Here is a 12,603-nt window from a genome sequence, read left to right on the forward strand (position 1 = left end):
GGAGGTTCCCCAGTTTCAGTGGACACCTGAGATAGCGGGACGGTGTCCTGCTGGAAGGATGTCGATATGTCGCGGACGCGTCGGTCGTTCACACCGGAGTTCAAGGTGGAGGCTGCTCGTCGGGTGATTGACAGGGGCCGGCCGGTCTCGGAGGTGGCCCGCGAACTGAACCTGCACGAGAGTCTGCTGGGCAAGTGGGTGCGTCAGGAGAGGGTCCGCGACGGGGTGGCCAGCGATGCCCGCCATGGGCCGCCAGAAGGCGATCTGACGGCCCGTGAACGCGCCGAATTGGTGCGGCTGCGTGCGGAACTGGCCGAGAAGGACCGAGATATCGCCTTCTTGAAAAAAGTATCGGCGTACTTTGCGGCACAGCAACATCGGTGAGTCGGTTTGAGCTCATCGCCGCGGAGTGCGCCGACCACGACATCGCCACACTGACCGAGCTCCTCGACGTCTCACGCTCGGGCTATTACGCCTGGGAAGCACGGCAGCGACGCACCGAACCCACGCCGCGGCAGCAGTGGCGCCGCGATCTCGAGGTCAAGATCCTGGCCCACTGGCAAGAATCCCGACGCACTTACGGTTCACCACGGATCACCGCCGACCTGCACGCCGCTGGGGTCTCGGTGTCGGTCAACACCGTCGCGGCGATCATGGCCGAGATGGGCATCGAAGGCATCAGCCCGCGCACCTTCAAGGTCAAAACCACAGTCGTCGACCCGGCGGCGTCTTTCCCACCCGACCGGGTGGGCCGGGTCTTCGATCAAGGCCGCCTCGATGCGGTATGGACCTCCGACATCACCTATCTGACCTGCGGTGAAGGCGATGCCTACCTGTGCGCGATCCGCGACGAGCACTCGCGACGGGTGCTGGGCTGGTCGGTGGCTGACCACATGCGCACTGAGCTCGTCGAGCAGGCGGTGGACGCGGCGGTGTTCACCCGCGGCGGGGCGGGGGCCGGCACCATCTTGCACTCGGACCGGGGCAGTCAATACACCAGTCACGACTTGGCCACAGTCTGCTCCGATCACGGCCTGCGCCGCTCTATGGGGGCCACCGGCATATGTTGGGACAACGCCGGGTCCGAATCACTGTGGTCGACGGTCAAGCACGAGTACTACAAGCGGCATGCCTTCACAACGTATGCGAATCTTGCTGCGGGACTTGACAATTACCTTCGCTACTACAACCATGACAGGCGGCATAGTTCACTGGGAATGATCTCACCTATCGACTTCGAGATCACCGCACGGATCAATCAGCAATCAAGCTAACCGTGTCCACTTTTTCAGGGGAACCCCAGATGACGCGGCGGGCAACCTCCACAGGTGCAAGCTTGGGTGCGTTGATGCCGTCGGTCATATCCGTGTCGATGTACCCGACATGCACTCCGACCACCTGCGTGTGCTGCGGCTGCAGTTCCTGGCGCAGTGAGTTGGTGATCGACCAGATCGCCGCCTTCGAGGCGCCGTAGGCGCCGGCGCCGCCGAGCCACGACAACACCGAGTGCACATTGACCAGGGCGCCGCCACCGTTGGCGGCGAGAATTGGCGCGAACGCACGCGTCACCCGCAATGGCCCGAACACATTGGTGTCGAAGGTGTCGGTGATGTCATCCCAGCTGCCGGTCAGCAGATCATCCAGGTGGGAAACGCCGGCGTTGTTGATCACGATGTCGACGTCACCGGCAATATCCGCAAGTGCTGCAACCGAATCCGCCGAACTGACCTCAAGTAAGTAGGTGACCACCTCAGGACGGTCGTCGGTGAAGGCCGTCCGCGCGGTGGAGTAGACCTTGCGGGCACCCCGGGCCAGCACCTCGTCGACCAGCGCTGCGCCCAGGCCCCGTCGGCCACCCGTTACGAGAACCACCTTGCCTGCTACGTCGGTCATGTCTGCCCCTTTCAGTCTGAATAACGCTCTCGTTACTGATATAGAACCACCGACGCCGACGAATGTGACCGCTGGCGATGCGTGGGGTTCATGACACGGGAGCTGGGGAATGGCTGCGTGGCTCGCGGTGTTCCACGGTGCCGCTATTTGCGGTAGGGGACCACGGCGCCGAGGCGCGGCTAGCGTCGCTACGCCCGTGGCGTCGAGAATCGGCCGGGGGAGTGGATGGTCGCTGGCGGCCGCTGGAGCGCGGCGGACACCTGTGCGCTCACGACTCGCTTGAGCTCCGGTAAGTCCGCGGGCAGTCCTGGAGCGGTTCCTGTCTCGGCAAGGAGGACGACATCATTGGCAATCCCGGCAACCGCGACAGAACCGACGGGGAGGAGGAGCGTGGCGGGGAGCAACGCGACTTTCATCTGATCGGGATACCGCGACAGCGGCCCGATGAATCGTCCGGTGATGGTCACGATGGCGACGACGCGTTCTGCCGTGAAGTTCTCGGTGGCCACCCGCGGGTCAGCTGATGTTGGCATCACCTGGGACAAGGTGATCGCCGATGTCGTAGGTGCACCCGACAGGCCTCGATACGTGATGCCCGGCGTTGCAGGCAATTTGGCAAGGGTTTCGGCGATGTCAGCCGACATGCTGGCCTCCTTCAGTTGGTTCTCAGTCGCATCCCCGTACGCGCTTGATGTCTTCAGTATTGGAGGCGGCGGTGAGATCGCGGAGAGGATTTCCTCTGGTACACCGTCGAGCAATTGAACTTCTAAATCGTCGAATGTCATAGGCAGCAGCCGGTTTTCGGGATGAATACCGCCTGACCGCAAGACGAAGTACCTGCTAGGGTCCGCAATCAGCTCGTACTTCGAGACGAACTCGGCCCTCGGCGTCCAGCGCACCCGAGCATCCAATCCGCTGCCTTCCCAGGCCCATACGGTGGGGTCCAGTCGGCAGTTCATCCGAAGGTTCTCGCCGAGGTTCCAGATGAGGTACTTCGACACGTCGTCTGCATCGGTGAAGAATCCAGCCGATCCCTCGAGAGGATAGTTCCGTCGCTCGGTCGTCGCGGTCAGGACGTAATACCCGCCGTCGGCGGGATCCACGATGTACGACGTCCAGCCCGGAAGTGGGTATCCACGCCGTAGATGTAGACGGCCCGCCTCCCACATCGGCTCGTCGTGCGCAGGTTGGCCGGCGAAGGCGTAGATGCGACGCCATCGTTGCCATCGGCTGATCAGTTCATCCAGCTGTGAGTCGGCTTGGGGTGTGGCAACCGCGAAGTCCGTGTCACGTTCGCCAGAAGGCCCACGTGCGGTGCCGGATGAGACATCTTGCTGCAGTTCATATTCGAGCTCTTCGTAGCTGAGCAACAGAACATGGGACAGCGATATAGCATCGTCCATGTCCATCCAGCCGCGATCGGTTGGCTCGCCATCGACAGTCAAGCTGACTCGGCTCGGAACATTCTCTGGATCCGGTTTCGACAGCGAGGCTCGCGGGTGGAGGCCGCGGCGGTACCACCGGAACAGCGGCGACTCAGGGCCTCGACCATCTTGGTGGTTGAGGAACAGTAGGCACTTCTCGGCATCAGTGCGCCGCCTGAACATCCAGTAGCGACCCCGTGTGCCGCGTTCCTCAGCTTCGATATAGAAAACATGGTCTTCCTGCACAAGGAAATACCACGGTTCGCCGCGGCGCTGGACGGCGTCGTCAATCATCGCGCCGCCCAAAAGAGCGGTCGCTGAGGTACGAGGGGGCTTCCGTTCCTCGCATCAGGAGGGCGTCCCTCGGTTGGTACCCGGCTTCAGGACCAACAGATCGTCATGCTCACGCCGCCGGCAGGCCTCGACAAACTCGATTGCTGCAGTCGTGTCAGACAGGAACACGTCCGACTGCTCAGCTGAAATCGCGTAGTACTCCTCGTAATCGACCACTCCGTTGCTGACCGGGATCGAGACGTAGTGACTGCCAGAATCGAGTTCGACGCCGATCGAGTACCGGTCTTCCTGGGAGACGAACACCTCACTGAATCTCACACCACGCTCCGATCTAGCGCTCGCCGTGGTCTTCGGAGGCGCTATCGGTGAGGTCGTCGGCGATCGCAGTGTCGGAGAACTCGGGCTGCTCGCGCAGACTCCAGCCGTCGGGGACGGAGTGCGTGTCGTAGTAGTGCTGGAACAGTGCGATGGCGTCGGTGGCTGTGAGTACCTCGGAGGCACTCACCATGTAAGTGTTGTCGCCGTTCTGAATTCGCTCGGTCATGGCCGATTCACCTGCGCGGGCGGGTCGGCCGATCGTGTACAGCCGATGCAAGCCATTGGCGTCGGCTTGCTTGATCTCAGCCGTGAGCCGATCGGGCGCGACACCAGTGGCCTGCATCCATTCGGTCGGGTGAACATCGTCGTAGATACCTGCGTGTGCGGGCAGGGGATAGATCGACATATACGTGTACCGGCCGCCACCCAGGCGGTTGATGATCGCGGCGATCTGCCCGGGTATCTCCTCGGGGAAATCGCTCATCCACCCCGACGAACGATTCGTCGTCTGCACGTGAGTGGGTCTATCGAGCCTCATTGGACCCATCCGCGTTCGGAACCCACTGGTTCTCGACCCCATGGACGTCGGACAAGCGACGGGCATCGACGACAGCCTCGAACACCCCAGCCTCGACCAGTCCAGCGCCGACGCGCTCGGCATCAGCGGGGTCATCGCTGAGCAGCAGCACCTCGGCGGTTTCACCCGTGCGACGCAGTATGCGCACGGGGACACCGTCGACCCGGGCCGTGAAAACCCTTTCGAACACTTCGCATTCCGACAGAGGCACGGTCGCGGACCACACCTGCGGGCGTACCTGCTCAAAGCCAGCCGGACCATCGTTCGCGATCGCAGTCAGCAGTACGGATTCCGCAATAGCGTCGGCGAAGAACTCCCGACCCTGCCAGCGCGCCAACGTGCCCACCATCGGACTCGGCGGTCGCCACCGTTTGGCGCCCACCCAGCCACGCCCGACACCCTCATAGCGCGACAAGCGCTTCTGCTCACCGTCGGAACGGATTCGCCAGTACTCGGCCCCGTAGGGGAACCGGGTGCGGCTCATGCGCCAGACCGGAGCTAGTGACCCGCCGTGAAGAAAACCGTGGGGGAAGTCGCGCCAGGGCTCCGCGTCACTCGGTTTGGTGAACGTTGCCAGTCGCGGTTGCTCAAATCGGACCACATCCGCGAAATCGGGAGCGGCGTCAACGCCGTACGCCGCCAACAGATCTGCGGGCGTCCTCAGACCGACTACCGCCGACGCCTCGGTGACATACCCGCCGACTTGGTCCAGTCCGTTCTCCACGATGGCGCTCGAGATAGAGGCGGCAAGGAGTTTCTGCAGCACGAAATGCTCACCCACGCCGCGTCTCCTCGATCTGAATATCGTGCAAATCGTCGGGATCGACCAGGCCGGTCCATCCCGTGTGCTGGTCGCCGTCGAGACCCATTTCGCGGGCGATGTTGGGCGGTCCGATGAACTCCACCCCAATCCGGCCGTCCCGCAACCGGCGCCGGAGCGACACAGTGTGTCCCGAGAGGGTGGCGCTGACGCTGACCTGGATGACGCCATCGAGAGCCGGCCGAGGGACCTTGGCCCACGGTTCGTAGTGGCCCGGTTCGGCTGGTGCTTCACCGCGAGCGAACGCATCCGGTAGTTCGACGTCGGGCGCCACGTTCAGCGCGACCCAGTCGGTGCCACTGAACAAGATTCGAAACCGCTGCCCGCGGTACTCCGCTACGGCGCCTGTCACCGGAATGTCAGTCATCAGTTCCCCTGCGGGATCCATTCTTTGTCTTTGAGCACAGCAACCAGGCGTTGGGTTCCGTCATCGAGGACCTCCCACATCTCGGCACCGTCTCGCATCGTCACATTCTTGGCGTAGTACTCGGGAATGACATCGTCACCGGACTTGGTGAACCCATTGCCGGTGAATGGATCATCCCACCCGTCGTAGGCGCCATTGCCGCCCATGTCCGTAGTGCGAGGCACTTCGTAGGAGCCCGGGGCGTCGGGGTCCGCTTGGAACCGGATGATGTGAGTCCCCGGGTCCTCGGGGGTGTACGGAGAGTCGGTGTAGTCCAGACGCAAGCCGTCGTGGATCTGTTGGGGCGTCCCGAGGTGAGCCGTATCGTCGGCCATCGACACCGAACCACCCACTTGATCGACATTGAGCCAGTCTTGGTTTCCCATGATGTAGTCATCGGCCCGGCTCGGGACGAACCCTTTCGCGTCATCGAAGTACCCGGGCGGAATTACCTTCTGCATCACGGTGTCGTCGGTCGGGTGTGGCAGAGCGTCGCGCACGTCGTTGACCAGATCCCGCTCGACGGGAGTCAGGGCATCGGTAGGCGTGTTGATGAGGTCGATCATGTCGCTCTTGCTGACGCCGTGGTCAGTCATCGCATCGAGGACCCGCTGATTGTCCCCGAGCTGCTCCGGCGCGAAAGACGTTGTGTGCGAACTGTCGTCCATCATCGAGTAGACACGTCCGTCCCCCGGATCGATGTGGCCGCCGGGAGCGTGGGGCGCGGAGTCATTCGGACCAGAGAAATGCGTCGTGTCGCCGGGCGCCTGGGCCGGCGCGGCCGGTTCGTGCGTAACGGGCGCAGGCTCATGCGTCGCGGGTGCGGGAGAGTGCTCGACTGGACCCGCAGGTGGCTCGTGCGATGTCGAACTGCTTGGCGCGGTGTGTGTTTCGGATCCCGGAGCGCTTGAGTGCGGTTCGGCCGGCTGGGCCGTGTGCGGCGCCGGAGGTTCGGCGTGAGGCGCGGGCGCAGGTTCAGGTTTTGGCACAGGGGCTGCTTCGGGCTTGGGTGCCGGAACCTCTATCGGCGCCTTGCCTGCAGCACTGGTTCCAGGCGCGGCCTCCGGAACGCCGACCTTGTCCAAATTGCTGGTGATCTTCCCGGCCTGTCCGGCGACTTCCTCGGCAGCGCCGGCCGCACCGACCTTGGACGCCGCCGTACCTGCATCGCGCGCCACGGTCCCGCCGGCCCGAGCCTCTGCCGCACCGACGCGCGCCGCCCCACCGGCAGCGTCGGCCGCGGGCGCCGCCTCGCCGGCGCCAGGCAGGAAGAAGGTCGCGACTTGCGCTGTGTCGTAACCCAATCCGCGGAAAGGGTGTCCGTTCTTGAAGTCGTCGTAGTCGATCATCGACTTGCCGAGATTCGTCAAGTCCTTCCGGATGCCGGGGTCCGCCATCGCCAACGGCGCCGTCAGGGGGTTGCCGACCAGAGCCATCTCACCGAGTGCCTTGCCGGTGCCTTCCCAGGCCTTGGCCGCACCTTCCGGGTCGTAGAGGAATCGGGTCGGATCAAGCTGTTCGAGCCCGTTGGCCGTCTGCGCGACGAACTTGAACGCGCCTTCGTCGAAGTCAACTATGGCATTGAACGTCGAGCCGAGCGCGCCGCCGACCTCCTGGCCGAACGCCTCGACGAACTCCTTGTCCGCCCACTTCTCGAGCTTGTCGGTCAGCGAGTCGAGGTCCTGCATGCCCTGGGTGAACATCTGCTGCATCGCATCGGCTTCGCGCTTGATGTTGCCCAGAACCGCTTTGATGTCGTCCGCGATCTGTTTGATCTTGTCGAGGGGATTGTGGCCCTCGAACATGCCGCCAATGGTGCTGAGGATGCCGCTCGGACTCAACTGATGCAGCAGGTCGCGGATTTTGTTCTGCGTGTTCTCGACAGTGGTTGCAAACGAATCGATCTGGCCGGCCAGCTTCTGCGCCTGTGTATTGATATCGGTCAGGCCGCCGCTGATGTCGTTGGCGGCTTTCTGCATCTGCGGCGCATCGGGAATCTGAAATCCGCCCAAAGTCGTTCCAGCGGCGGTCATGGGACCCGAGCCGCCGCTCATCGACGAGCCGAAGGCGCGCCAGGCGGCTGCCGTCGCGCGCATCTGTGCGGGATCGCCGTCAGGCCAGAGGTCTCCGACAAACGCTTCGACCAGGCTCCAGCCCAACGGCTCGGCGATGCCGCCGCCGAACACCGACGGAGCGCTGGGCGTCGGATACTTCGGTGGTTCAGTGGGTTTGGTGACCGGCGACTCGCCGCCGCCGACAGTGGAGTGCGCGTTGGCGGTGCCGTAGTTGTAGGCCGACATCTGGATGCCGAAGCCGGTCCGGTGCGACGCGTTGACGGCCGCAGCCGCCGACTGCAGCAACGAATTCGCTGCGTTCATGTAGCTGCGGGAGAAGACCAATGCGGCCGCATCGTGGCCGAAGCCGGCTTCGTGGCCTGACAGTGCGCCAGAGAGCGTGGTGACCGCGCCGGAGACGCTGTTCGCCTCAGCGCCAACCGACGCTCCCGCCGAGTTGAGCGCCGTCGGGTCGACCGTGATCGGGCCGGTCACAGATCAGGACCACATCTGATGGTTCTTGCTCGCAGCGGACGAGTAGTTCTCGTGGGCGCCCTCAGCGATCTGTCGGAGCCGTGCCAGTGCTTCCCGCATCTCGCGCGCGCCTTCGTTCCACTGCGCCTGCGCCGACCGTTCCGCCTCACCGGCGTCGCCGTACCAGCTGGTACCCAGCCGAGCGACCGAACCGGCCGCCTGCGCCAGATGCGCTTCCAGGTCGCTGTCGAAGGCGGTCATCCGATCGATGACCGCGGCCAGTGCTCCGGGGTTGACGCTGAACTCACTCATCAGAGACCCGATCCCGCGATGTGGGCGCCGCCGTCGGCGTCGGCGCTCGTGTACTTGGCCGCAGCGTCGTTGAGCAGCGTCGACATGCGGCTCAGGCCGGCGGCCACCTGGGCCGCGCCTTCGTGCCATTCCTTCCACACACCCGCGTACGCCGATGCGGCAGACCCCGTCCAACCCGTGCCCATGAGGCCGGAAACCTCGTTGTCCAACGAGCCGATGCCGGTCCGTAGCCCGTCGGCGACGGTGGACAGTTCGTGCGACACCGCGACCAACTCCGACGGTTCGACCTGTAACTCGGCCATGCGATACCCCCAACGCGTTTGGCTGACGAATGGAGCTTACCGAGCGCCGGTGGGGGTCGCAGACGCGAATCTCATTGTCACTCACAGGTTTTAGACAGGTTCCTGTCAGAATGCTGGCAGGATTGTGGTCCTATCGCCGGGGACGTTCGTCGGTCGCTGCAGCACGAAACCCCTTGAACTTCAACGGTCATTGCCTGCGTAGTGCCGGCTAAGGTGACCGGTGTCCGACCGGAGATAGGTGCCATGACGTACGCAGTCAAAGAATTCGCTACCGTCGCGCTCTCAGACGAGCCGGCACGGGCAGAGATGCAGCTCAACCATCTCGTCAGCCTCATCGGTGATCGAAAGCTCTTCATGATCGTGTTCGAGCTGCCCGAGGGCGACGAGACGTCAGAGTACGTCGAACCGGATGACAATTTCGTGCAGACCACGGGCAGCCAGGCAGGGCTGACCGTCGAACTGATGCGGAACGGGAAGCTGTTCGTCCTTGGGCATCCAGGCGACAAGGGGCCGCAGGTCGCGCTCGCCCGAAAAGACGGCACCTCAGTCGAGGTGAACCAGAACGAAGTGCTCATGCCGAATGAAGTCGGGCGGCTTCTCGTCGAGTATGTCGAAACCAACTCGATTGATACCTCCGGTTGGGCACTCCGCGAAATCCGCGTGGCGGATGATGCTCCCGAGTCGCGTGTCCAGCAGGTCGATGCCGGGCCATCAACGGATGGGTCGGAGTAGTCACCCATCGACGCAGGACTGTCCTGCAGCGGGTCACCGCCGATGTGAACTGCGCAACGACCAGCCCCATCCGCCGACTGGATCTCTCGACGACGGAAACCCGCTGGTCCAGGTCGCAGCCGGGAATCGCCGTGGCCAGGGATTTCGATGCCCTCTCGTAGGGTCGGACTCGTGCATGTCTACCAACTGGCTTTCGAATGGACGGATACGAACCGACACTGGCTGGTCGAGGTCCCGATCCGCATCGTGTCCTACGGCGTCATCGCCCTCATCGCCCGGTTGGTGCTGCACCGCCTGATCGACAGCGCCACCACCGGTCGGGCCGGCAAGGCTGAGGCCGTAGACGAGCAGTCGCAGGCCAACCGCCCGCCGCTGCTGCGCTACCTGCGCGACCGGACGTCGTCGTCGAGCGCACGCAAGGCCGCCGAGCGGCGCCGCCAGCGCGCCCAGACCATCGGGTCGGTGCTCAAGTCGACGGTGTCGATCCTGCTGCTGGTGTGGCTGGTGCTGGCGATCCTGAGCGTGTTGGGCGTGAACATCGCGCCGTTCATCGCCTCGGCCGGTGTGGTTGGCCTGGCGATCGGCTTCGGTGCGCAGAACCTGGTCCGCGACTTCGTCAGTGGCATCTTCATGCTGCTCGAGGATCAGTACGGCGTCGGCGACAACGTCGACCTCGGCGACGTGACCGGCGAGGTGCAGAGCGTCGGCCTGCGCATCACCACGGTCCGCGACGGCGACGGCACCCTCTGGTACGTCCGCAACGGTGAGATCAAGCGGGTCGGTAACATGAGCCAGGATTACGCCGTTGCGCACGTTGAGGTTCCGGTCGCGTTGACCGCGGACCTTGACCGGGCCGAGCTGGTGGCCATCGAAGCGGCGGAGGCCGCCATCCTCGATCCGGCGATCGCCGCCAATGTGCTGGGCGATCCGGAAATGCTTGGTGTGCAGGAACTCTCACCTGATCTGCTCATCCTGCGGATGTCGGTGAAAACCCGGCCGAACACGCAAGGGGCAGTGCAGCGCCGGCTCCGCCGCGAGGTTCTGCGCGCCTACGACGAGCACGGCATCGCACTGCCGTACCCGCAGGGGCGGATTCACGCGGTGGTCGGCGGTCGCACAGCGGAGTAGTGCCTTGGGCTCCCCGAACAACATTGGTCGGGGAGCGGTCAGCGTCCCGCCGTCTCCTTCGGGTTCACCCCGTCGACGGCGAGAACCGTGATCGCCATGCTCCGACCGGATTCTGTCACGTATCTGCGTGTTTCGCCGACGTGAGTGGCCACGAGTGCTTTGCCCAGCGGACACTCGACGGAACAGGTGTCGCCCAGCGGCTTGGCGTCGGCGGGGAGAACGAGCTGGAAGACGTCGGTGTCGTCGGGGTCTCCGTTGAACGACACGGTGACCCATGCGCCCGGTACGGCTTGGCCCTCGAGGATCAGCTCGTCGCGGGCATCGATTGTGTTGGTGGATGAGGTTTCTCGCGGGTGCCGGTCTGCGATGACCGCACCGTGTTGTTCAGCGGCATTCGATGACACCGGGTGTGAGGGCGGAACCCTTGACGCGGTGTTCGGGTGAATTACAGCGTCCACACCTTTACTATCCGTCGACGCGCGGGTCGCGATGCGTGCACGCGAGCTTGTTTGCCGTGATGTCACGAGATGTACGTCCGGGTGTCAGTCAGGGGGCGAAAACGGCGGCTGCCTACTTGTCATAGCCCGGGCGTAGCGTCCGCGACATGACCGACAAACGACGTTTACGGAGCCTCAAACAGGCTCGACGCGATGTGCGGCGAGCGAAGAAGCGCAATGCCGGCGGCGCGGCAGGCAGGCGGGCCACGGAGTTCATGCGGCGCGCCATGTCGTGTGGCCATCCGCTCGGCCTACTCCGGTTGGCCAGCGATTTGATCCACCTGTCCAAGCCCGACAAGCTGGCGTTTCTGAAATCCGTTCGCCGCGATCCCTTGCCGCTGGATCGGACTCTGAATGCCTTGATTGGTGTGCGGAATCGGGAGACGACGGCGGTGCTCGCGGTGATCGCGGAACTTCTCGTTGACGAGCCAGAACTGCAGCTGCGATGCAGGGAGGAGCTGTCAGAACGCCGTGAGCATCTGCCGCGATGGATTGCCGAGCTACCCCGGATTGACGTGTACCGTGCGGTCCGCAGAACCGAAGTGTTCGGAGATGCCGACGAACTCTTCCTTGGTGCGCGACTCCATGGTGGGCATGAGCTGACCATCGTGGTGCTGATTGACCACAACAGATTCGGGGGAATTGTCAGCGCCGCCGCGGCTGCAGGTCCGATCGAAGAGGCTGTCGCGTTGATGGCCGAATCCGATGACGAACTCGAGGTCGTCGAGATGTCGCCGGCCGACGCTCGAACTTGGATTCAAGACGCATTCGCCAGACCGACGTTTGCATGCGAAACCGATGATTGGCCGCTCTACGAACCATTGGTTCGGTGGCTGGTGCGTCGGCTGCCAGAAGGCGGCGAGCATCGGTCCCCGGCTGTGGATTGGCAAGCGGCAAAGGAACTTTGCGACGCGTTCTTCGCCAGTGATTTGTCGGCTACGTTCGACGGCTCTGTCTACAGAGATCAGCTGCTGGAGCTTTTCGAGACCGGTGCGGAAGACCCGCTGCGGTGGAGTGAAACACGTGTCCGAGACGTGATGCGCAACCCGTCCTACTACGACGACGGCACGCCCGTGGAGGTGGCGCTGGACGTTCCCGATCTGCTACGTGCGTTCATCCCATACGCGCACGCGCAGAGTGGTATTCGGGATGAATTGACGTCGAAAACCCTTGCCGTGATCGACGAGTTGCGGCCGAGCTACCGGCACGAAATCCTGACCGAGGCGCGAGAGCTTTGGGGGTATGACGAGGCCGGCTAGTGGCACGTCAGCTCTCCTGTGGCACATGCGATTTGGAGCCGTCAAGGAAACTTGACGGCTCCAAATCGAACATGTCAGGAGAGCTCGCCGAGCGAACGCAGCGAACGTACACA

General features: G+C 63.7%; 15 protein-coding genes. 5 read left to right on the forward strand and 10 right to left on the reverse strand.

The features are described from left to right. Positions 1-66 precede the first annotated feature (66 nt). Both A7G45_RS21560 and A7G45_RS21565 read left to right on the forward strand, forming a co-directional pair. Positions 67-384, forward strand: coding sequence for a transposase (locus A7G45_RS21560; protein ID WP_260932170.1), 318 nt, complete (start codon positions 67-69; stop codon positions 382-384). Beyond that, on the forward strand, positions 381-1,274 hold the full coding sequence (locus A7G45_RS21565) for an IS3 family transposase (RefSeq protein ID WP_260940199.1): 894 nt from the start codon (positions 381-383) through the stop codon (positions 1,272-1,274). Before A7G45_RS21560 ends, A7G45_RS21565 begins: the two co-directional genes overlap by 4 nt. Here the strand turns inward: A7G45_RS21565 and A7G45_RS21570 are convergent. The 9 genes from A7G45_RS21570 to A7G45_RS21610 form a co-directional block, all read right to left on the reverse strand. Continuing rightward, positions 1,255-1,893 (reverse strand): SDR family oxidoreductase, encoded by a 639-nt coding sequence (locus A7G45_RS21570; protein ID WP_260940200.1) that lies wholly within the window; start codon positions 1,891-1,893, stop codon positions 1,255-1,257. The two genes, A7G45_RS21565 and A7G45_RS21570, sit on opposite strands and share 20 nt — an antisense overlap. Positions 1,894-2,081: 188 nt before the next feature. Further along, complete coding sequence (locus A7G45_RS21575) at positions 2,082-3,611, reverse strand: hypothetical protein (protein WP_260940201.1); 1,530 nt, start codon at positions 3,609-3,611, stop codon at positions 2,082-2,084. Positions 3,612-3,665: 54 nt separating this feature from the next. After that, positions 3,666-3,914, reverse strand: a complete 249-nt coding sequence (locus A7G45_RS21580; RefSeq protein ID WP_377042189.1) for a hypothetical protein — start codon at positions 3,912-3,914, stop codon at positions 3,666-3,668. A 28-nt stretch (positions 3,915-3,942) separates the two neighbouring features. Continuing rightward, entirely contained in the window at positions 3,943-4,443 is a 501-nt protein-coding gene (locus tag A7G45_RS21585) for a hypothetical protein (RefSeq protein WP_260940203.1), read from the reverse strand. 10 nt (positions 4,444-4,453) lie between these two features. Then, complete coding sequence (locus A7G45_RS21590; RefSeq protein ID WP_260940204.1) at positions 4,454-5,287, reverse strand: hypothetical protein; 834 nt, start codon at positions 5,285-5,287, stop codon at positions 4,454-4,456. Continuing rightward, positions 5,280-5,693 (reverse strand): hypothetical protein, encoded by a 414-nt coding sequence (locus A7G45_RS21595; RefSeq protein ID WP_260940205.1) that lies wholly within the window; start codon positions 5,691-5,693, stop codon positions 5,280-5,282. Before A7G45_RS21595 ends, A7G45_RS21590 begins: the two co-directional genes overlap by 8 nt. Next, positions 5,693-8,281 carry a WXG100-like domain-containing protein gene (locus tag A7G45_RS21600; protein WP_260940206.1) on the reverse strand — a complete coding sequence of 863 codons (2,589 nt, stop codon included), beginning with the start codon at positions 8,279-8,281 and terminating at the stop codon, positions 5,693-5,695. The genes A7G45_RS21595 and A7G45_RS21600 overlap by 1 nt, the downstream gene beginning before the upstream one ends. Positions 8,282-8,284: 3 nt before the next feature. Next, entirely contained in the window at positions 8,285-8,572 is a 288-nt protein-coding gene (locus A7G45_RS21605; protein ID WP_260940207.1) for a WXG100 family type VII secretion target, read from the reverse strand. Beyond that, the gene (locus tag A7G45_RS21610) at positions 8,572-8,874 is read right to left on the reverse strand and encodes a WXG100 family type VII secretion target (protein WP_260940208.1); all 303 of its coding nucleotides are present in this window, start codon (positions 8,872-8,874) and stop codon (positions 8,572-8,574) included. The genes A7G45_RS21605 and A7G45_RS21610 overlap by 1 nt, the downstream gene beginning before the upstream one ends. Positions 8,875-9,117: 243 nt before the next feature. On the opposite strand from A7G45_RS21610, the gene A7G45_RS21615 reads away from it, so the two are divergent. Then, positions 9,118-9,606 carry a hypothetical protein gene (locus A7G45_RS21615; protein ID WP_260940209.1) on the forward strand — a complete coding sequence of 163 codons (489 nt, stop codon included), beginning with the start codon at positions 9,118-9,120 and terminating at the stop codon, positions 9,604-9,606. A 171-nt stretch (positions 9,607-9,777) separates the two neighbouring features. Then, a complete protein-coding gene (locus A7G45_RS21620; RefSeq protein ID WP_260940210.1) occupies positions 9,778-10,734 on the forward strand; it encodes a mechanosensitive ion channel family protein in 957 nt (318 codons plus the stop codon). A gap of 38 nt (positions 10,735-10,772) precedes the next feature. Here the strand turns inward: A7G45_RS21620 and A7G45_RS32565 are convergent, their stop codons facing one another. Next, entirely contained in the window at positions 10,773-11,192 is a 420-nt protein-coding gene (locus tag A7G45_RS32565) for a GreA/GreB family elongation factor (protein WP_260940211.1), read from the reverse strand. A 146-nt stretch (positions 11,193-11,338) separates the two neighbouring features. Between A7G45_RS32565 and A7G45_RS21630 the strand changes: the two genes are divergently transcribed. Next, the gene (locus A7G45_RS21630; protein ID WP_260940212.1) at positions 11,339-12,490 is read left to right on the forward strand and encodes a hypothetical protein; all 1,152 of its coding nucleotides are present in this window, start codon (positions 11,339-11,341) and stop codon (positions 12,488-12,490) included. Positions 12,491-12,603 lie beyond the last annotated feature (113 nt).

The sequence above is a fragment of the Mycolicibacterium llatzerense genome, assembly GCF_025331195.1.
Classification (GTDB): Bacteria; Actinomycetota; Actinomycetes; order Mycobacteriales; family Mycobacteriaceae; genus Mycobacterium; species Mycobacterium llatzerense.

Excerpts from the sequence above, each read along its gene's own strand:
- A7G45_RS21630 (WP_260940212.1), top strand. The coding sequence starts at position 11,339 with ATGACCGACAAACGACGTTTACGGAGCCTCAAACAGGCTCGACGCGAT.
- A7G45_RS21605 (WP_260940207.1), bottom strand. The coding sequence starts at position 8,572 with ATGAGTGAGTTCAGCGTCAACCCCGGAGCACTGGCCGCGGTCATCGAT.
- A7G45_RS21575 (WP_260940201.1), bottom strand. The coding sequence starts at position 3,611 with ATGATTGACGACGCCGTCCAGCGCCGCGGCGAACCGTGGTATTTCCTT.
- A7G45_RS21615 (WP_260940209.1), top strand. The coding sequence starts at position 9,118 with ATGACGTACGCAGTCAAAGAATTCGCTACCGTCGCGCTCTCAGACGAG.
- A7G45_RS21595 (WP_260940205.1), bottom strand. The coding sequence starts at position 5,693 with ATGACTGACATTCCGGTGACAGGCGCCGTAGCGGAGTACCGCGGGCAG.
- A7G45_RS21610 (WP_260940208.1), bottom strand. The coding sequence starts at position 8,874 with ATGGCCGAGTTACAGGTCGAACCGTCGGAGTTGGTCGCGGTGTCGCAC.
- A7G45_RS21560 (WP_260932170.1), top strand. The coding sequence starts at position 67 with ATGTCGCGGACGCGTCGGTCGTTCACACCGGAGTTCAAGGTGGAGGCT.
- A7G45_RS21570 (WP_260940200.1), bottom strand. The coding sequence starts at position 1,893 with ATGACCGACGTAGCAGGCAAGGTGGTTCTCGTAACGGGTGGCCGACGG.